The sequence below is a fragment of the Bacillus sp. NPDC093026 genome, assembly GCF_044754665.1.
In the GTDB taxonomy this organism is placed as follows: Bacteria; Bacillota; Bacilli; order Bacillales; family Bacillaceae; genus Bacillus; species Bacillus maqinnsis.
On record NZ_JBIVPN010000003.1, the window covers coordinates 145,054 to 162,823 of the forward strand.

General features: G+C 39.9%; 21 protein-coding genes. 18 read left to right on the plus strand and 3 right to left on the minus strand.

Going from position 1 to position 17,770, the window contains the following annotated elements; all coding sequences use genetic code 11:
- Nucleotides 1-106 precede the first annotated feature (106 nt).
- From ACIQCE_RS09745 to ACIQCE_RS09770, 6 genes are all read left to right on the plus strand, one after another.
- Nucleotides 107-544 carry a BrxA/BrxB family bacilliredoxin gene (locus ACIQCE_RS09745; protein WP_400494637.1) on the plus strand — a complete coding sequence of 146 codons (438 nt, stop codon included), beginning with the start codon at nt 107-109 and terminating at the stop codon, nt 542-544.
- Between the two features lie 199 nt (nt 545-743).
- Nucleotides 744-1,511, plus strand: coding sequence for a transporter substrate-binding domain-containing protein (locus ACIQCE_RS09750; RefSeq protein WP_400494638.1), 768 nt, complete (start codon nt 744-746; stop codon nt 1,509-1,511).
- A gap of 132 nt (nt 1,512-1,643) precedes the next feature.
- Nucleotides 1,644-2,297, plus strand: coding sequence for an arginine ABC transporter permease ArtQ (gene artQ / locus ACIQCE_RS09755; protein ID WP_400494640.1), 654 nt, complete (start codon nt 1,644-1,646; stop codon nt 2,295-2,297).
- Nucleotides 2,290-3,012, plus strand: coding sequence for an arginine ABC transporter ATP-binding protein ArtM (gene artM, locus ACIQCE_RS09760; RefSeq protein WP_400494642.1), 723 nt, complete (start codon nt 2,290-2,292; stop codon nt 3,010-3,012). The genes artQ and artM overlap by 8 nt, the downstream gene beginning before the upstream one ends.
- Before the next feature lie 117 nt (nt 3,013-3,129).
- Entirely contained in the window at nt 3,130-4,083 is a 954-nt protein-coding gene (locus tag ACIQCE_RS09765) for an aromatic acid exporter family protein (protein ID WP_353855308.1), read from the plus strand.
- A gap of 53 nt (nt 4,084-4,136) precedes the next feature.
- Complete coding sequence (locus ACIQCE_RS09770; RefSeq protein WP_400494643.1) at nt 4,137-4,646, plus strand: L,D-transpeptidase; 510 nt, start codon at nt 4,137-4,139, stop codon at nt 4,644-4,646.
- Nucleotides 4,647-4,679: 33 nt separating this feature from the next.
- On the opposite strand, the gene prli42 is transcribed toward ACIQCE_RS09770, so the two are convergent.
- The gene (prli42, locus tag ACIQCE_RS09775; RefSeq protein ID WP_400494645.1) at nt 4,680-4,772 is read right to left on the minus strand and encodes a stressosome-associated protein Prli42; all 93 of its coding nucleotides are present in this window, start codon (nt 4,770-4,772) and stop codon (nt 4,680-4,682) included.
- A gap of 109 nt (nt 4,773-4,881) precedes the next feature.
- Here prli42 and mce point away from each other — a divergent pair, with 109 nt between their 5' ends.
- The 4 genes from mce to ACIQCE_RS09795 are packed head-to-tail and all read left to right on the plus strand — an operon-like array spanning nt 4,882 to nt 8,379.
- A complete protein-coding gene (gene mce / locus ACIQCE_RS09780) occupies nt 4,882-5,295 on the plus strand; it encodes a methylmalonyl-CoA epimerase (RefSeq protein WP_400494648.1) in 414 nt (137 codons plus the stop codon).
- A gap of 1 nt (nt 5,296) precedes the next feature.
- Nucleotides 5,297-6,763 carry an acyl-CoA carboxylase subunit beta gene (locus ACIQCE_RS09785; RefSeq protein ID WP_400494650.1) on the plus strand — a complete coding sequence of 489 codons (1,467 nt, stop codon included), beginning with the start codon at nt 5,297-5,299 and terminating at the stop codon, nt 6,761-6,763.
- Between the two features lie 15 nt (nt 6,764-6,778).
- Nucleotides 6,779-7,900 (plus strand): M20/M25/M40 family metallo-hydrolase, encoded by a 1,122-nt coding sequence (locus ACIQCE_RS09790; RefSeq protein WP_353855312.1) that lies wholly within the window; start codon nt 6,779-6,781, stop codon nt 7,898-7,900.
- A 14-nt stretch (nt 7,901-7,914) separates the two neighbouring features.
- Nucleotides 7,915-8,379 (plus strand): chemotaxis protein CheW, encoded by a 465-nt coding sequence (locus ACIQCE_RS09795; protein WP_400494652.1) that lies wholly within the window; start codon nt 7,915-7,917, stop codon nt 8,377-8,379.
- A 43-nt stretch (nt 8,380-8,422) separates the two neighbouring features.
- Here the strand turns inward: ACIQCE_RS09795 and ACIQCE_RS09800 are convergent, their stop codons facing one another.
- Nucleotides 8,423-9,241 carry a membrane protein insertase YidC gene (locus ACIQCE_RS09800; RefSeq protein ID WP_400494654.1) on the minus strand — a complete coding sequence of 273 codons (819 nt, stop codon included), beginning with the start codon at nt 9,239-9,241 and terminating at the stop codon, nt 8,423-8,425.
- Nucleotides 9,242-9,267: 26 nt separating this feature from the next.
- Nucleotides 9,268-9,549, minus strand: coding sequence for a hypothetical protein (locus ACIQCE_RS09805; RefSeq protein WP_400494656.1), 282 nt, complete (start codon nt 9,547-9,549; stop codon nt 9,268-9,270).
- Between the two features lie 110 nt (nt 9,550-9,659).
- Here ACIQCE_RS09805 and ACIQCE_RS09810 point away from each other — a divergent pair, with 110 nt between their 5' ends.
- The 8 genes from ACIQCE_RS09810 to ACIQCE_RS09845 all read left to right on the plus strand — a co-directional run bounded on the left by ACIQCE_RS09810 (nt 9,660) and on the right by ACIQCE_RS09845 (nt 17,741).
- Entirely contained in the window at nt 9,660-10,916 is a 1,257-nt protein-coding gene (locus tag ACIQCE_RS09810; protein ID WP_400494657.1) for a DNA polymerase IV, read from the plus strand.
- A gap of 98 nt (nt 10,917-11,014) precedes the next feature.
- Nucleotides 11,015-12,424, plus strand: coding sequence for an NADP-dependent phosphogluconate dehydrogenase (gene gndA, locus ACIQCE_RS09815; RefSeq protein ID WP_353855317.1), 1,410 nt, complete (start codon nt 11,015-11,017; stop codon nt 12,422-12,424).
- 111 nt (nt 12,425-12,535) lie between these two features.
- Nucleotides 12,536-13,381, plus strand: coding sequence for a GRP family sugar transporter (locus ACIQCE_RS09820; RefSeq protein WP_400494659.1), 846 nt, complete (start codon nt 12,536-12,538; stop codon nt 13,379-13,381).
- A 12-nt stretch (nt 13,382-13,393) separates the two neighbouring features.
- Complete coding sequence (locus ACIQCE_RS09825) at nt 13,394-14,179, plus strand: glucose 1-dehydrogenase (RefSeq protein WP_400494661.1); 786 nt, start codon at nt 13,394-13,396, stop codon at nt 14,177-14,179.
- A gap of 151 nt (nt 14,180-14,330) precedes the next feature.
- Nucleotides 14,331-14,642: a PTS sugar transporter subunit IIB gene (locus tag ACIQCE_RS09830; RefSeq protein ID WP_400494662.1), complete on the plus strand. Its 312-nt coding sequence runs from the start codon at nt 14,331-14,333 to the stop codon at nt 14,640-14,642.
- Nucleotides 14,643-14,645: 3 nt separating this feature from the next.
- Nucleotides 14,646-14,978 carry a PTS sugar transporter subunit IIA gene (locus ACIQCE_RS09835; RefSeq protein ID WP_400494664.1) on the plus strand — a complete coding sequence of 111 codons (333 nt, stop codon included), beginning with the start codon at nt 14,646-14,648 and terminating at the stop codon, nt 14,976-14,978.
- A 26-nt stretch (nt 14,979-15,004) separates the two neighbouring features.
- Nucleotides 15,005-16,351, plus strand: a complete 1,347-nt coding sequence (gene celB / locus ACIQCE_RS09840) for a PTS cellobiose transporter subunit IIC (protein WP_400494666.1) — start codon at nt 15,005-15,007, stop codon at nt 16,349-16,351.
- A complete protein-coding gene (locus ACIQCE_RS09845) occupies nt 16,335-17,741 on the plus strand; it encodes a glycoside hydrolase family 1 protein (RefSeq protein WP_400494668.1) in 1,407 nt (468 codons plus the stop codon). The genes celB and ACIQCE_RS09845 overlap by 17 nt, the downstream gene beginning before the upstream one ends.
- Nucleotides 17,742-17,770 lie beyond the last annotated feature (29 nt).

The window sequence follows — 17,770 nt, forward strand, 5'->3', positions numbered from 1 at the left end:
GTGCTGAAAAAGAGGGGATGAAAAAGACAACACATTTGCCCGTTCCAGCTTTCCTTGATATGATGAAGTGAAAATGATGAAGGATACGTAGAAGGAGTGAACGGATATGAATATTGATTTTAACTTATTTATGAATGATATTGTCAGACAAGCAAGAGAAGAGATCAGGCAAGCAGGTTACACAGAACTTACAACACCTGAAGAAGTGGATGAAGCACTTACTAAAAAAGGAACGGCACTTGTGATGGTGAATTCAGTTTGCGGATGTGCAGGGGGAATTGCAAGACCAGCAGCTAGCTATTCTGTTCATTACGATAAGCGCCCAGATCAATTACTGACAGTGTTTGCTGGTCAGGATAAAGAAGCGACTGCGAGAGCACGTGAATATTTCGAGGGCTATCCGCCATCCTCTCCATCTTTTGCACTTTTAAAGGATGGGAAGATCATAAAAATGATAGAACGTCATGAAATTGAAGGGCACGAGCCTATGGAAGTGGTCTCGAAGCTTCAGGCGGCTTTCGATGAGCATTGTGAAGAAATTTAAAGAACCCCTACAATTGTACTAAATAGATGTGAAACAGTTTGGTCTTTAGATCGGACTGTTTTTTTGTTTTATAAGACATTAGAATCAAAATGATTTTAGCAAAATACTATTGCATCTTAAAAAGAAAGTGTTTAAAATACATTATAGTGAATAAATATTCAAACCTACACATGAGTTTAAATACTGGGAGGCATTTTATATGAAAAAGTGGTTATTATTACTTATGACAGTTGGTCTTGCAACTGCACTCGCAGCTTGCGGAACTTCTTCTAATAATTCAAACGCATCAGGAGACGACAAAACACTCGTGATGGCGACATCAGCAGACTATCCGCCATTTGAATCTAAAGATGGCGATAAAATTGTCGGTTTTGATGTAGACCTTGCAAAAGCACTTGCGAAAAAAAATGGCTATAAGCTAGAAATTCAAGACATGGACTTTGCGAGCCTTGTATCAGCCCTAAAAACGAACAAAGCAGACATTGTTCTTGCGGGGATGACACCGACAGAAAAACGTAAAAAACAAGTCGATTTTTCAGACATTTACTACAATGCAACAAACATGCTCGTAACTAAGAAAGATAGCGGTATTCAATCTGAAAAAGACCTTCAAAACAAAACAGTAGGTGCTCAGTTAGGCTCTATACAGCTTGATGATGCCAATGCAATGAAAGATAAATATCACTTGAAAGTAGAAGATCGTAATAAAATTTCTGATTTAGTGCAAGAAATTAAAGCAGGTCGCTTTGATGCAGCGATTATCGAAGATAAAGTGGCTGCTGGCTATTTGAAAAAAGAAAAAGATTTCCAAGCATTTCAATTAAATAGTTCAAACGAAGGCTCAGCGATTGCATTTAAAAAGAATAGCGATTTAACAGCGAAATTTAATCAATCATTAAAAGAAATGAAAAAAAATGGCGAGCTTGATCAATTAATTGAAAAATGGTTTGCGAAAGAAGGCAAATAAACCATCATAAAAGGTCAGCGTCATCTTATTTAAGCTCATGCACAATCACGCTGAAAAGTTCAACATGTGTTGAGCTTTTTTCCTTTTATTTTAATCATTGCCTTTATATGAAGGCAAAAAGGAGATTTGAAAATGAATTTCACAGAAGTTATTCCTCAAATGCCATTTATTTTAGAAGGATTAAAGGTAACACTCTCAATTGTTGTTGTTTCTCTTTTTCTCGGATTTATTCTTGGCGTTTTATTAACCCTATGTAAAATTAGTGTGTTTACACCACTCATTTGGATTGCAGATTTTTATACATCGATTTTTCGAGGCACACCACTTGTTCTTCAGCTATTAATTATTTATTTTGGATTACCTCAATTGATTGGTTTTCAAATTGATCAGTACTGGGCAGCAGTAGCGGCATTTTCATTAAACTCAGCAGCGTATGTATCAGAGATTATTCGTGCAGGCATTAATGCGATTGATAAAGGTCAAAAAGAAGCTGCGATCGCTCTAGGTGTTCCTTATGCTAAAATGATGAAGGACTTACTGCTTCCACAGGCATTTAGGAATATTTCACCAGCCCTTGTGAACGAAATGATTACACTGACAAAAGAATCCGCTATTGTGACCGTCATTGGACTAGGTGATGTCATGAGGCGTGCCTATCAAGCAGGGGCGATTACGTATAGTTATCTCGAACCGCTTATTTTTGCCGGTCTCATTTATTATGTTATCGTGCTGATTCTCACCTTTGTCGGCAAAGCGGTGGAAAGGAAGTTAACAATAAATGATTAAAATAGAAAAGCTCACAAAATCATTTGGGAAAAATGAAGTATTGAAAGGAATCGACACAACCATTGAAGAGGGACAAGTTGTGGCAGTCATCGGACCGTCTGGTTCAGGAAAATCTACGTTCCTTCGCTGCATGAACTTACTTGAGAAACCGACTTCAGGCGTTATTACGATTAAAGATACTGAAATCACTAACCCTAAGACAAATGCTTTAAAAGTGCGTGAGAACATCGGAATGGTATTTCAGCACTTTCACCTATTTCCACACAAAACGGTATTGGAAAATATTACGTATGCACCTATAAATGTGAAAAATCAGTCTAAGGAAGAAAGTATCAAAAAGGCCGAGTCCCTTTTGAAGAAAGTCGGGCTTTTAGAGAAGAAAAATGATTATCCGAACCGTTTATCGGGTGGACAAAAGCAGCGTGTAGCCATTGCACGTGCTCTTGCCATGAAACCAGACATCATGCTTTTTGACGAACCAACCTCCGCACTTGACCCTGAAATGGTCAAGGAAGTATTAGACGTCATGAAAGAGCTAGCTCAATCGGGTATGACGCTTGTGATCGTGACACATGAAATGGGCTTTGCCAAAGAAGTGGCTGACCGTGTAATCTTTATGGATGATGGGAAAATTGTGGAAGATGCAAATCCTGTTCAATTCTTTGAAACGCCATCTTCACAGCGAGCTCAAGAGTTCTTACAAAAAATATTATAAAGAAAAAAGAAGGAGACTTAACATCTTCTTCTTTTTTTGATTATAATGGGAAAAGTAAAAAAGTTCATCATTTCACAAAAGTGAATAGAATAAAGACAGAAAAGAGTGAAACGCATCATGTTTAAAATCGGCTATCGAACGCTGAAAACAGCTTTAGGAACAACTCTAGCCATCTATATTGCTCAATTGCTTGGTCTGCAAAATTATTCATCTGCTGGCATTATTACGATTCTTTGTATTCAAGTAACGAAAAAACGGTCATTGCACGCATCGGGAGCTCGTTTTGCAGCGTGTAGCCTTGCCATTTTATTCTCTTACTTATTTTTCGAGCTCATCGGTTATCATCCATTCGTCATTGGTTTGATGTTGCTTCTCTTCATTCCTACAACCGTCTTATTGAGAATGAAAGAAGGCATTGTGACAAGCTCTGTCATCATCCTTCATTTATACATGTCTGGCGGGATTACCCTTAGCTTAATCTGGAATGAGCTTCTTTTAATTACAATTGGTGTCGGTGTTGCCCTTATTATGAACCTGTACATGCCGAGCGTTGATAAAAAGTTAAAACAATACAGTGAACAGATCGAAGCCAATTTTGCCAAAATCTTTGAAGAAATCGAACAATACTTAATGACAGGGAAACAAGATTGGACAGGAAAAGAAATATCAGAGACACATCAATTGATCAAAGAAGCGAAAGCCCTTGCTTACCGAGATGTCGAAAATCATGTACTGCGGCATGAAAATCTGTATTATCATTACTTCAACATGAGACAAAAGCAATTTGAAATCATTGAGCGTGTCCTTCCTAAAATTACGTCTATATCTATTACTACAGAGCATGGACAAATCATTGCAGAATACATCAGAGATTTACGTAAGCACATTCACCCAGGGAATACGGCGCATAAGTTTTTAAGAAGGTTGATTGATATGAAAAAAGAGTTTGAAGCACTTCCGCTTCCAAAAACAAGAGAAGAATTTGAAGCAAGAGCAGCACTTTTTCATTTCCTTGGAGAAATGGAACAGTATTTAGTGTTGAAAAGCTATTTTAAAGGGATAAAAGAATAGAGACGCATGAGTTCCCCCTTCATTGGTCAATCTAATGAAAAAAGGAGGAGCTTATGCGTCTTTTATTTTATACAATGCTTTCTATGTCTCTCTCGCCCATATGGCCGCTCGGACAGAACCCGCTTCCGGGAGACCCCTTTGTGATTATTAATAAACAGACGAATGAACTTGCTTATATTGATGATGGAAAGGTGCAAGCAGTGTACCCAGCTTCTACAGGGAAAACGGCTGATTTGACGCCAGAAGGAGAGTTCACCATTATGATCAAAGCGAAAGACCCTTATTACAGAAGAAAGAATATCGAAGGCGGTGCAAAGAACAATCCTCTAGGCCGAAGATGGATTGGATTTGATGCAAGAGGGACAGATGGAAGAACTTATGGAATTCATGGAACAAATGACGAAACATCAATTGGAAAATTTATCACTGCAGGCTGCGTGAGACTGCATAATCGGGATGTGGAACAGTTATTTGATCAAATCCCGATTGGAACAAGAGTATGGATTACGAAAACAAGCGATTCGTTTGTAAAGCTTGCCAAAGACAAACAGGCGATTCGTTAACAGAACGAGTGACCTGTTTGTCTACTTTAAAACTTATAAAAAAGTAGCAGCTCCTGCTAATAGTGAGGAAATAAGTAGCAAGCTAATCATAAGTAACACCATAAATTTCATGAATCTCTGTGACATATCGCACCCCTATAACCCAAGTTTTTGCGACCAGCGCACCTTTTTTTATTTTATCTGGTTTTTTCATACTCGACAAGTAATCAGAAAAAGGAAGTGAACATGTGAACAGATGAACCAAATTGATCATATTGCCATTGCTGTTTTCTCTATTAAAGATACGAGTCAAACGCTTCGGGAGCTTTTCAACTGGCGATTTTCAGTCGTTCAAGAAATCCCTGATCAGCTTATCAGGGCTTCGTTTGCATCACTTGGTGACATTCACATTGAATTGATTGAACCGATGTCAGATGACAGCAAATTGCATACTTTCTTAACAAAAAGAGGAGAAGGTCTTCATCATATCGCCTTAAAGTCGGATGATCTCAAATATCATCTCAAGAATTTTGATCAGCTTGGTGTACAACTGCTTCAAAAAGAGGCGGAAAAGGGTGCTGACGGGAAGCGTATTGCGTTTATTTCTCCGAAGGAAGCTTCTGGTGTGTTATTTGAACTGTGTGAGCCTTTGAAAGGAGAGGGAATATGACATGAATGAATCGATCAATGAGTTATATAAATGGCGTAAGCAAGCGGCAATGGGCGGCGGAGATAAGCGTTTAAAGGCTCAAGAGGACAAAGGAAAGCTTTCCGTCAACGAACGGCTCGATATGCTTCTCGATCCAGGAAGCTTTATGGAAATTCAACCATTTGCAAAAGGTCATCACTCTGAGCACCTAGGAGACGGAGTCATCGTTGGAACGGGTTTGATTCATGACAGACCTGTATGTGTCTATGCACAAGATGCAACAGTATATGGCGGTTCATTAGGAGAGATGCATGCTAAAAAAATCACATCCTTAATGGATTTTGCCGCTAAAAATCAGATGCCGATCATCGGTCTGAAAGACTCAGGTGGTGCGAGAATTCAGGAGGGTGTGGTATCATTAGAAGGGTACGGTCAAATTTTTAAACGAAATGTGTTGTACTCTGGTCAGATTCCGCAAATATCAGTTATTCTAGGCTCATGTGCAGGTGGTGCTGTGTATTCACCTGCATTGACAGACTTTGTATTGATGACCGAACAAACGGCCCACATGTTTTTAACTGGTCCTAAAGTAATAGAAAAGGCAACTGGAGAAACGGTCTGTCCTGAGCGGCTAGGCGGTGCATTTATTCAGCACCAGACAAGCGGCAATGTGCACTATACTGGGAAAGATGAGAAGGACGTGTTAAAGGCTGTTCGCACACTTTTAACGTACATACCGACTAAACAAAAGACTGCCTGTCATGCTGTGGAAAAAACGAAGCATGACCCAAGTGACCCTGGTACTATTTTACCAAAGGATCCGGCACGAACCTATGATGTGAAAAAAATGATTACTGCTTTAACTGATCACGTCTCATTTTTTGAAACGCAGCCTTGTTTCTCTAAAAATATTGTCACTGGTTTTGCAAGATTACAAGGGTCTTCTATTGGAATTGTAGCCAATCAGCCCAAGGTGCTGGCAGGAAGCCTTGATCTTGACGCTGCAGATAAAGCAGCAAGGTTTATTCGTTTTTGTGATGCGTTTCATATTCCTATTTTAACGCTTGTTGACGTCCCAGGTTTTTTACCTGGGGAAAAGGCGGAGCATGCAGGGATTATCCGGCATGGAGCAAAGCTGCTTTATGCGTATGCTGAAGCAACTGTACCTAAAGTCACTGTTATTTTAAGAAAAGCGTTTGGCGGTGCTTATGTCGCAATGAATAGTAAGGGCTTAGGGGCTGACTTCGTATATGCATGGCCAGAAGCAGAAATTGACGTGATGGGAAAATTATTTGCAGATGAGATTGTTAAATCCGTTACGCACAAGTCAGACGACGAACCAACTGTATTGAAAGCGGCTCAGTTGGGGATCATAGACGATATTTTAACTCCAACTGAAACGAGAGAGCGATTGATTCGCTCGTTTGACCTGCTTCGCAGTAAAGATGAAGATAGACCATTAAAAAAGCATGGCAACATGCCGCTATAGAGGAGGAGCACGATCATGATCAATGAGAAACGCTTACTAGACGAATTTTTAGAACTTGTTCAAATCGATTCTGAAACAAAACACGAAGAAAAAATTGTTGAAGTATTAAAAGAGAAATTTACGCAGCTTGGTCTTAAGGTGGTAGAAGATGACTCTAAAAAGACAACAGGTCACGGTGCAGGCAACTTGATCTGCACACTTGAGGGGAATCAAGAGGCGGATACAATCTATTTCACCTCTCATATGGACACAGTTGTTCCAGGTAAAGGTGTGAAGCCGATCGTTGAAGACGGCTATGTCAAAACAGATGGAACAACAATTCTAGGTGCAGATGACAAAACAGGACTTGCTGCTATGTTTGAAGCCATTAGGGTGCTGAAAGAGAAAAATTTGCCTCACGGTACCATTGAATTTGTCATTACAGCCGGCGAGGAATCAGGGCTAGTCGGAGCAAAAGCGTTAGATCCTAAGCTGATGACGGCTAAATACGGCTATGCACTAGATTCAGACGGTGAGGTCGGGACCATTATCGTTGCGGCCCCAACACAAGCGAAAGTAAAAGCAACCATCTATGGAAAAACGGCTCATGCAGGAGTTGCACCTGAAAAAGGCGTGTCAGCGATTACTATTGCAGCAAAAGCGATTGCGAGCATGCCGCTGGGGCGCATTGATGAAGAAACAACGGCTAATATCGGTCGTTTTGAAGGCGGAACTCAAACAAATATCGTCTGTGAACAAGTAGATATTCTTGCTGAAGCACGCTCATTAGAACCTGCAAAAATGGAGGCACAAGTAGCAAAAATGAAAGAAGCCTTTGAAAAAACCGCTAAAGAAATGGGCGGAAGTGCCGATGTACAAATTGACATCATGTACCCAGGCTTCAAATTCTCTCATGGCGATCAAGTCGTTGAAGTGGCGAAAAAAGCGGCTGCAAAAATTGGCCGTCCTGCTGAACTTCAAACAAGTGGAGGAGGCAGTGATGCAAACGTCATCGCAGGTAACGGCGTTCCAACAGTGAACCTTGCTGTTGGATATGAAGAGATTCATACAAAAAATGAGAAAATGCCGATTGGAGAATTAGTCAAAACAACTGAAATGGTTCTCGCCATTATAGAAGAAACGACAAATCCATCGTAAAGGCAGGAGACACTGTGAGCACCCAAAAGATCATTATTTTCCAAGTAGGACAAGAGGATTTTGGCATCAGTGTAGAACATATTCGTTCAATAGAGAAGGTCCCCTATTTACAAGAGGTATCTAATCTTCCAAAAGAGATCAAAGGACTCATGTCATTAAGAGGAGAAGTCATTCCAGTCTGTGATACTGGCACGATGCTTCACGGCAAACCTCTTGAAGTCAACGAAAAGTCTAAGATTCTGCTATTTGAACTAAACGATCACATGATTGGTTGCCTTGTCTCAGATGCAAAGGATATCATTAATATCACGCTGGACGAGATTAAGCCATTTCATATGAACACGAAAGCATCCGAGTATTTCTTCGGGGTAATTGAGAGAGAAAACAAGATGATTTTACAAGTGGACCCTAATAAGTTTCTCGGGAAAATTGATGATGTAGATCATTTGCCACAACTCATCAAAGAAGAAATGGCTTAATAGAAAAGCCCTCTTATCAAAAAGTGATAAGGGGGCTTGTTTATTAATCAGCAGCTGGCTTTATTTGCTCATTTTTCGTAGCTTTCGTTTTTGACTTTTGGTACATCTCATTTAGAATAACCGTTTGGATCGTAAGTAAAAATCCACTTGTCATCCAGTATAAAGGAAGAGCTGCCGGAGCATGAATTGAGAGAAATAGCATCATGACCGGAAAAATCATGCCCATGATTTGTGCTTGCTTTAGTGCAGCTTCCGTTTGTGTACCTGATTGCTTCGCATATCTTTGCGTGACATAAAATTGCAAGAAATACATCGCACCTGCAAAGATCGCCACCAATAGATCGGTTTGTCCTAAGTTAAACCATAAGAACGAATGTGTAGCAATCTCTGGTGTAGAGCGAATCGCAGAATAAAAGCCAAGAACAATCGGAATTTGAATGAGCATTGGCATACAGCCCATAGCCAGCGGATTGACATTGTTCTCTTTGTAAACTTTCATCATTTCCATTTGTAGTTCTTTTTGTTTTTCAGGTTCTTTCGTTTTCTTTAGTTTGCTTTGAATTTGGTCAATTTGTGGCTTGATCTGAGCCATTTTTTCCTGCATCACTTTTTGTTTTTTAAATTGATTAGCAAAAAGCGGGAAAATTAATAGGCGGACAATCAGCGTCACAAACATAATTGATAAACCATAATCATCATGAAAGAAGTTCGCAAGCCAAATGATCAATTCAGAAAAAGGTTGTACAAAGTAATGATGAAAAAACCCATCAGTATTCGTATTTGTTTGCGCACTTGTAGCAAATACGGGAGAAGCTGCCATCATCAAAAATAAAGTAAAACCTACAGTAAATAAACGTTTCAATTCGTTTCCTCCTTCAATTATTAAATCTAATAAGAGAGAGGAAGCGAATGGTCTTCGTCATCATTTGATGATCTTTTCATTCGAATGACTTTACTAATCCAAGTTGTAATGCGATCATAGATGATAAACAGAAAGTCTGTTCGATTCAATAAAGATGCGCTCAACTCTTCTAAACGATCTCCACCAAGGTGCTCGTTCATCCGGCAATCTTTTAATAAGAAAGCAATGCCGATGGCCGTAAGCGCTGGAAGAACAATCGTAAAGAATTCAACAAGGAAAAAGACTTCATTGAATGTATCAATAATCATGATTATCACATCCATTTCATTACTGACAGTGTACTATACACCATATGAAATGTCTATTGGAACAAACAGGTCAAATCAGGATAAGACATAAGGATGAAGGAGGAAAGGAAATGGCGAATTCTCACAGGAAGGGACGTATCATTTTTCACATTGATATGAATAGTTTTTATGCATCGGTTGAAATGGCGTATGATCCTTCACTGAGAGGAAAACCTGTAGCCATTAGCGGAAATGCAAAAGAGCGTAAGGGAATCGTCGTGACTTGTAGCTACGAGGCAAGGGCATTAGGTGTGAAGCCGCCGATGCCATTGTGGGAAGCGAAGCGGCTTTGTCCTGGACTGATTGTACGAACGCCAAATTTTGACCGGTACCGTAGCTCTTCACAAGAAATGTTTGCGATATTAAGAGAATATAGTGATTTAGTCGAGCCAGTTTCCATCGATGAAGGTTACATTGATCTCACGCATACACCTTATGCACAGCATGCAGTCAAGACAGCAAATGATATTCAGTCAAGGCTTGTAGAAGAGTTAATGCTTCCTTCAAGTATCGGCATTGCGCCGAATAAATTTTTAGCTAAGATGGCCTCTAACTGGAAAAAGCCGATGGGGATCACCATTATGCGTAAACGAGACGTGCCGAATATGCTTTGGCCGCTTCCAGCAGGTGAAATGCATGGCGTTGGTCAAAAAACTGCCGATAAATTGAAGAAGGTCGGAATTTATACGATTGAAGATTTAGCCAAAGCGAATGAGCACGTATTAAAAGAATTATTAGGCATCAATGGACCAAGGCTAAAGCAAAAAGCGAACGGCGACCATAACGGAATTGTAGATCCAGAGCGAATATATGAATTTAAATCAGTTGGAAACTCTTCAACACTTCCTCACGATTCAGATGATGCCGTTGAGCTGACAGCATTAATAGAGAAGTTATCACAATCTGTGAGTATCAGGCTCAGACGAAAAGAAGTCATGGCGAACCGGCTTTTGATTATGATACGGTATGCAAGCTGGAAGAATATCACAAGAAGTGTCATGCTCACGAATCCAACAGATCGTAAGGAAGACATTTTTGAAGCAGCGAAACAGCTATTTCTAAAGCACTGGAATGATCAGCCAGTGAGGTTACTTGGCGTAACAGGTACAGATCTTGTTGAAAGAAAAGCAGCCGTCAAGCAGCTTGATCTATTTTCTTATACTGAAGATGCGAAAGAAGAGCCGCTTCAATCCATTTTAGATGGATTAAAAGAAAAATATGGCAAACCATTGATTCAGCGAGGGGTGACCATCAAGGAAAATGAGAGCAAAACAAGTGGAACAAGTTTTAATAAAGACTTTTTTCAGGATGAAAGAGGAAATGACTAGCCTGAAAACTTGATAAAAGAGGTGATGTTGTGGTAATTTCAAAGGGTACATCATTTCAGCAGTAATCAATAAAGTGTGTTAGAAGGGACGTCAGAATTATGTCAAAACAACAAATCGGTGTGATTGGATTAGCCGTTATGGGTAAAAACCTTGCCCTTAATATTGAAAGCCGCGGTTTCTCCGTTTCCGTTTATAACAGATCTAGCAACAAAACAGAAGAGTTTCTTCAGGAATCGAAAGGGAAAAACGTTGTTGGAACATACAGCATTGAAGAATTTGTTCAGTCACTTGAAACACCACGTAAAATTCTTTTAATGGTAAAAGCTGGTGCAGCAACTGATGCAACCATTCAATCATTACTTCCTCACCTAGAGAAGGGTGACATTTTAATTGATGGTGGAAATACATATTACAAAGATACACAAAGACGTAATCAAGAGCTTGCAGAAAGTGGTATTCATTTCATCGGAACTGGTGTATCTGGCGGTGAAGAAGGTGCACTTAAGGGACCATCTATCATGCCCGGCGGTCAAAAAGAAGCACATGAGCTTGTGAAGCCAATTTTAGAAGCAATTTCTGCTAAGGTTGACGGTGAGCCATGTACGACTTACATCGGTCCAGATGGAGCAGGACATTATGTCAAAATGGTTCATAATGGAATCGAGTACGGAGACATGCAGCTTATCTCTGAATCATACTTTATCCTGAAGCATGTAGCTGGACTTACTGCACAAGAGCTTCATGAAGTATTCTCAGAATGGAATAAGGGAGAGCTTGACAGCTACTTGATCGAAATTACAGCAGATATTTTTACTAAAGTGGATGAAGAAACAAATCAGCCGCTTGTTGATGTCATCTTAGATAAAGCAGGACAAAAAGGAACAGGGAAATGGACAAGCCAAAGCTCACTTGATCTAGGTGTACCTCTTCCAATTATTACAGAGTCTGTATTTGCCCGCTTTATTTCAGCAATGAAGGACGAGCGTGTTGAAGCAAGTAAATTGATTAAAGGACCTGAGCCGACGCAATCAACTGAAGATAAACAAACTTTAATTGAAGCGGTGAGAAAAGCGTTATTCATGAGTAAAATCTGCTCATATGCTCAAGGATTTGCGCAAATGAAAGCAGCGTCTGATGAATATAACTGGGATTTGAAATACGGCGAAATTGCGATGATCTTCCGTGGCGGATGTATCATTCGTGCAGCATTCTTACAGCAAATCAAAGAAGCGTATGACCGTAACCCTGAGCTGAAAAATCTATTGCTTGATCCTTATTTCAAGAATATCGTTGAAAGCTATCAATCATCACTTCGTAAAGTCATTTCACTTGCTGTAGAACAAGGAGTGCCTGTTCCTTCATTCTCAAGTGCGCTTGCTTACTTTGATAGCTATCGTACAGCTGTACTACCAGCAAACTTGATTCAAGCACAGCGTGACTACTTCGGTGCACATACGTATGAACGTACTGATAAAGAAGGTGTATTCCATACTGAATGGATGAAATAAGATCGAACACATAAAACCTTACCTTTACTTTAGGTAAGGTCTTTTTGCGTTTTTATAAAAATGCGAAAAAGAGGGATGCTATGTAAAAAAGAATAGAAAGTAGGGATTGAAGTGGGCATCTTATATGCGCTTCTCCCAGCTATATTTTGGGGAAGTATTGTTCTAATCAGTGTGAAACTTGGTGGAAATGCGTATCAGCAAACGCTTGGCATCACCCTCGGTGCATTTTTATTTTCGATTGGTGCTTTTTTTATTAAAATGCCAGAGCTAACGCCGCTTATTTTTGGGGTGTCTGTGATTTCAGGGATTTTCTGGAGTATTGGACAGATGAACCAGCTTTCAAGTGTGGTCTATCTCGGGGTTTCAAAGGCTGTGCCTTTATCAACGGGCATGCAGCTTGTCAGCACGACATTATTTGGCGTTCTGATCTTTAAAGAATGGCAAACCATGACGGTGATACTTATTGGTTCTTGTGCGATTTTGTTGATTATTGCAGGGGTTGTGATGACATCTCTCGGTCAAAAAAGGAGTGGTGAAAACGGTGGGGGCAATTTTAAAAAAGGGATCATTATTTTGCTTATCTCAACCGTCGGCTACGTCGGGTATGTCGTCATTTTAAGATGGTTTGATATTGATGGATGGTCCGCACTTGTTCCGCAATCAGTTGGTATGCTTCTTTCATCCTTGGCTATTAGCCTAAAGCAGCAGCCACTTAGCAAGTACACATTCAGAAATATCCTTGCAGGTTTTATTTGGTCGACAGGGAATTTGGGACTTCTTTTGGCCATACCACTCATCGGGGTAGCTGTTAGCTTTTCCATGTCACAAACAGGTATCGTCATTTCGACATTAGGCGGTATTTATTTTTTAAAAGAGAAAGCATCAAAAACAAGCTTTGTTATTGGGGGCTGCTTGATGATCATTCTAGGCGGCGTGCTATTAGGTTTTACAAAATAGGAGGTGATACGAATGTATCCAGATTTGGAAGGAAAAACAGTATTGATTACAGGAGCTGGTACAGGAATAGGTCAAGCGATGGCACTTCGGTTTGGTCAAGAAAAAGCAAATGTCGTTATCAATTATTTCTCTGACCAAGAGAATCCGGATGAAACGATTGCTGAAATTCAAAAGAATGGAGGACAGGCCGTCAAGATTCAAGGTGATGTGTCAAAAGAAGAGGATATGCAAGCAATGATTGACCAAGCAATCCATACATTTGGAAGTCTTGATGTCATGATCAATAATGCAGGAATAGAAAACGAAGTCCCTTCAACAGAAATGACTCTTGATAATTGGAACAAAGTGATGTCAACCAATTTAACTGGCATGTTCCTAGGCTGCCGTGATGCACTTAAATATATGACGGAAAATGGCATTGAAGGGTCCATTATTAATATGTCATCGGTGCATCAACAAATTCCTTGGCCTCATTTTGTCCATTATGCAGCAAGTAAAGGAGGCGCTAAGCTTCTCACAGAAACATTAGCTTTAGAGTATGCGCCTAAGAAAATTCGGATCAACAGCATAGCACCGGGAGCGATTGATACCCCGATTAATGCTGATAAATTCAATGATCCAGCATTGAAAGAAGGTGTCATTGAGCTGATTCCAATTGGTTATATTGGAAAACCTGAAGAAGTGGCAGCATGTGCAGTTTGGCTCGCCTCAAAAGAAGCAAGCTATGTGACAGGATTGACATTATATGTTGACGGAGGCATGACAAAATACCCTGGATTTCAAGCAGGAAAAGGGTAAACAGAAAAGGAAAAAGCAGCGTAAAAGCTTAAAAAACGCTGCTTTTTTATATAAAATACAAACATATAACATTAAATGTATAGACATTTAAAAACAAAAATATATAATATTAATTGGAAGCGCTTTTATTATGAAGAAGGGGTGAGAGAAATTGAAACGTATTTTATTGGCATGTAGCTCAGGAATGTCTACAAGTTTACTAGTCACTAAGATGAAAACTCATGCAGAGGCGATTGGAGAAGAAGCCGAGATTTGGGCAGTAGGGCAAGATCAAGTAAGAAAGGAAATGGCGCAAGCAGACGTAGTGTTAATTGGACCTCAAATGAGTTTTTTAAAAGGAGAGCTTCAGCAAAAGGCGAAAAAATACGGTATTCAGGTAGATGTCATTGATATGCAGGCGTACGGACTCGCGGATGGGCAAAAAGCATATGAACAAGCGGTTTCATTGATGGGAGAATCTTGAAGGATGGAAAAAAAGACACTCGAAGGGCTTACAGAGGAACAGGTCAGTTTTCAATTGATCTTACATAGTGGCAATGCTCGAAGCAAATTGTTGCAATCACTTAAACGATATAGAGAGTATGCAGAAGAAGAAGCGTTCGAGCTGATGAAGGAAGCGGAAGAGGACTTACGGAATGCCCATGATATTCATTTTCAAATGGTTCAAAAAGAGGCAAGCGGAGAAGTCGCAAATTTTTCCTTACTGCTCATACATGCTGAAGATCATTTAATGTCGACCATTACGATCAAAGAGCTTGTAGGGGAGCTCTTGCCGCTATTTCAATCGTTGAAACAATAAAGGGTGTAAAACAAGGGGGGAAACCAATGTTTGATAAAATCAGTGCGTTTTTGGTTCCGATTGCTGGAAAATTGAACAACAATCGCTATTTAGGTGTGTTGCGGGATGCCTTTATGCTTGCGTTTCCGTTAACCATTTTTGGATCCATTATGGTTGTTTTAATGAACTTGCCTTTTTTAAATACAATCATGAGTCAGTCTGCATTGGAAGGGTTCCAGTCTGCACTGAATATTGCACCAAGTGCTACAATTAGCATTATGACAGTGTTTGTTGTCTTTGGGATTGGCTATTATTTATCAAAAAGTTATGAGGTGGAAGCTGTATTTGGAGGCGTGATCGCTCTTGCCTCTTTCTTATTACTTACTCCATTTTTATTAGAGCAAGAGGGAGTCGGATCAATTGCTGGTGTCATTCCCGTCGATCGTTTAGGTGCAAAGGGAATGTTCCTTGGAATGATTACAGGCTTCTTATCTGCTGAAATTTATCGGTATTTTGTCAAAAAGAAATTGGTGATCAATATGCCACAAGGTGTGCCGCCAGCTGTTTCAAAATCCTTTGCTGCACTGATTCCGGCTACCCTTACACTGACAGCCTTTTTGATGATCAACATCATCATAACACAAGGTTTTCACACAAATATGCATGATCTGATTTATCATGCAGTTCAAGCGCCGCTTGTTGGACTTGGGAGCGGTATCATTCCGACGCTTATCGCTGTTTTCTTTATTCAAATTCTTTGGTTCTTTGGCTTACATGGCCAAATTATTATCAATTCGGTCATGGATCCCATCTGGAATACCCTTTCTATTCAAAACCTTGAGAGCTATACAAAAACAGGTGAGGTTCCAAACATCATTAGCAAACAGTTTATCGAAGTATACACAGTTGGAATGGGTGGAACGGGCATGACGCTTGCAGTTGTGTTTGCGATTTTAATATTCCTAAAAAGCAAGCAATTAAAACAAGTGGCCAAGCTCGGCTTAGGACCAGGATTATTTAACGTGAATGAACCGATTATCTTCGGTTTACCAATTGTGATGAATCCGCTCATATTGATTCCATGGATATTGGCTCCAATGGTCATTACATGTGTGTCTTATTTTGCAATGGTAGCAGGAATTGTTCCGCCGCCTACAGGCGTGAATATTCCTTGGACGGTGCCTATCTTTATCAGTGGGATTATGGCAACTAATTCATTAGCCGGTGGTCTGCTTCAACTGTTTAATTTAATGATTGTGTTTGTCATTTGGTTCCCATTCCTGAAATTTATTGACCGTATGAATGTCAAAAATGAAAAAGTATCAACAACAGAAAAAACGAAACAAACAAACATCAAAGGAGAAGGGGATTCAATTCATGTCGATGGAAACTAGTCAGCAAACATATACATTTCCAAAAGGTTTCTGGTGGGGATCAGCAGCATCTGCTACCCAAACAGAAGGCAGCGTCCCTGGAGATGGGAAAGGTCCGAATATTTGGGATTATTGGTTCGAGCAAGAACCGACTCGATTCTTTAACGGAGTAGGGCCAGGAGAAACATCACAATTTTATCGAAAGTATAAAGAAGATATTCGTCTCATGAAAGAAATTGGGCATAATTCGTTTCGATTATCCATTTCATGGTCACGCCTTTTACCTGAAGGGAAAGGAGCCATCAATGAGGAAGCTGTTGCTTTTTACAATGATGTGATCAACGAGCTTATCGCAAATGATATCGAACCATTTGTGAATCTGTACCACTTTGACATGCCAATGCAATTACAGAAAATTGGTGGATGGGTGAACAGGCAGGTGGTGGACGATTATGTGAACTATGCCACATTATGCTTTCAATTATTTGGCGACCGTATCAAAAAGTGGTTTACTCATAATGAACCCATTGTGCCTGTAGAAGGCGGGTATATGTATAGCTTTCATTATCCAAACGAAGTGGATTTCCAAAAGGCTGTACAAGTAGGTTTTCATGAAATCTTATCAAATGCCAAGGCGATTCAGGCCTATAAACAGCTCAAGCAAGGAGGGAAAATTGGCATCATCCTAAACCTGACACCATCGTATCCTAGAAGTCAGAATCCACAGGATGTAGAAGCAGCAGAGATCGCCGATGCTTTCTTTAATCGGTCATTTTTAGACCCTGCTGTGAAAGGAAATTTCCCGGGAAAACTAGTGACGATTTTAAAGAAAGAAGGGTTTATGCCTCATATGGAAGAAGGAGACCTTGCACTGATCAAAGAGAATACTATCGACCTTCTCGGAATCAATTATTATCAGCCGAGAAGGGTGAAAGCGAAAGAGCATTTGCCGCACCCGAGTGCACCTTTTATGCCAAACCATTATTTTGATTCGTTTGACATGCCGGGCCGAAAGATGAACGTATATCGAGGCTGGGAAATCTATGAAAAAGGCATTTACGATATTTTGAAAAAGATTCAAGCAGACTATGATAATATTGAATGCTTTATCTCCGAAAATGGAATGGGTGTTGAAGGAGAAGAACGTTTCATGGATGAGGAAGGTGTCATTCATGATGATTACCGAATCGAATTTATTTCAGAGCATTTAAAGTGGGTCCATCAAGCGATTCAAGAGGGAAGCAATGTAAAAGGGTATCACTTGTGGACGTTTATGGACAACTGGTCATGGACGAATGCGTATAAAAATCGCTATGGGTTTGTCTCTGTTGATTTGCAAGAAGACGGAAAACGAACCATAAAAAAAAGCGGACATTGGTTTCAATCGGTTTCAGAGAAGAATGGTTTTTAACGAAATATTTACTTGCTCTTTCATCAAAA

Coding starts and splice junctions, on each gene's coding strand:
- ACIQCE_RS09790 (WP_353855312.1), top strand. CDS start 6,779: ATGATCAATGAGAAACGCTTACTAGACGAATTTTTAGAACTTGTTCAA.
- ACIQCE_RS09810 (WP_400494657.1), top strand. CDS start 9,660: ATGGCGAATTCTCACAGGAAGGGACGTATCATTTTTCACATTGATATG.
- prli42 (WP_400494645.1), bottom strand. CDS start 4,772: ATGTCACAGAGATTCATGAAATTTATGGTGTTACTTATGATTAGCTTG.
- ACIQCE_RS09825 (WP_400494661.1), top strand. CDS start 13,394: ATGTATCCAGATTTGGAAGGAAAAACAGTATTGATTACAGGAGCTGGT.
- mce (WP_400494648.1), top strand. CDS start 4,882: ATGAACCAAATTGATCATATTGCCATTGCTGTTTTCTCTATTAAAGAT.
- ACIQCE_RS09750 (WP_400494638.1), top strand. CDS start 744: ATGAAAAAGTGGTTATTATTACTTATGACAGTTGGTCTTGCAACTGCA.
- ACIQCE_RS09765 (WP_353855308.1), top strand. CDS start 3,130: ATGTTTAAAATCGGCTATCGAACGCTGAAAACAGCTTTAGGAACAACT.
- ACIQCE_RS09805 (WP_400494656.1), bottom strand. CDS start 9,549: ATGATTATTGATACATTCAATGAAGTCTTTTTCCTTGTTGAATTCTTT.
- artQ (WP_400494640.1), top strand. CDS start 1,644: ATGAATTTCACAGAAGTTATTCCTCAAATGCCATTTATTTTAGAAGGA.
- ACIQCE_RS09770 (WP_400494643.1), top strand. CDS start 4,137: ATGCGTCTTTTATTTTATACAATGCTTTCTATGTCTCTCTCGCCCATA.
- celB (WP_400494666.1), top strand. CDS start 15,005: ATGTTTGATAAAATCAGTGCGTTTTTGGTTCCGATTGCTGGAAAATTG.
- ACIQCE_RS09745 (WP_400494637.1), top strand. CDS start 107: ATGAATATTGATTTTAACTTATTTATGAATGATATTGTCAGACAAGCA.
- ACIQCE_RS09835 (WP_400494664.1), top strand. CDS start 14,646: ATGGAAAAAAAGACACTCGAAGGGCTTACAGAGGAACAGGTCAGTTTT.
- gndA (WP_353855317.1), top strand. CDS start 11,015: ATGTCAAAACAACAAATCGGTGTGATTGGATTAGCCGTTATGGGTAAA.
- artM (WP_400494642.1), top strand. CDS start 2,290: ATGATTAAAATAGAAAAGCTCACAAAATCATTTGGGAAAAATGAAGTA.
- ACIQCE_RS09845 (WP_400494668.1), top strand. CDS start 16,335: ATGTCGATGGAAACTAGTCAGCAAACATATACATTTCCAAAAGGTTTC.
- ACIQCE_RS09785 (WP_400494650.1), top strand. CDS start 5,297: ATGAATGAATCGATCAATGAGTTATATAAATGGCGTAAGCAAGCGGCA.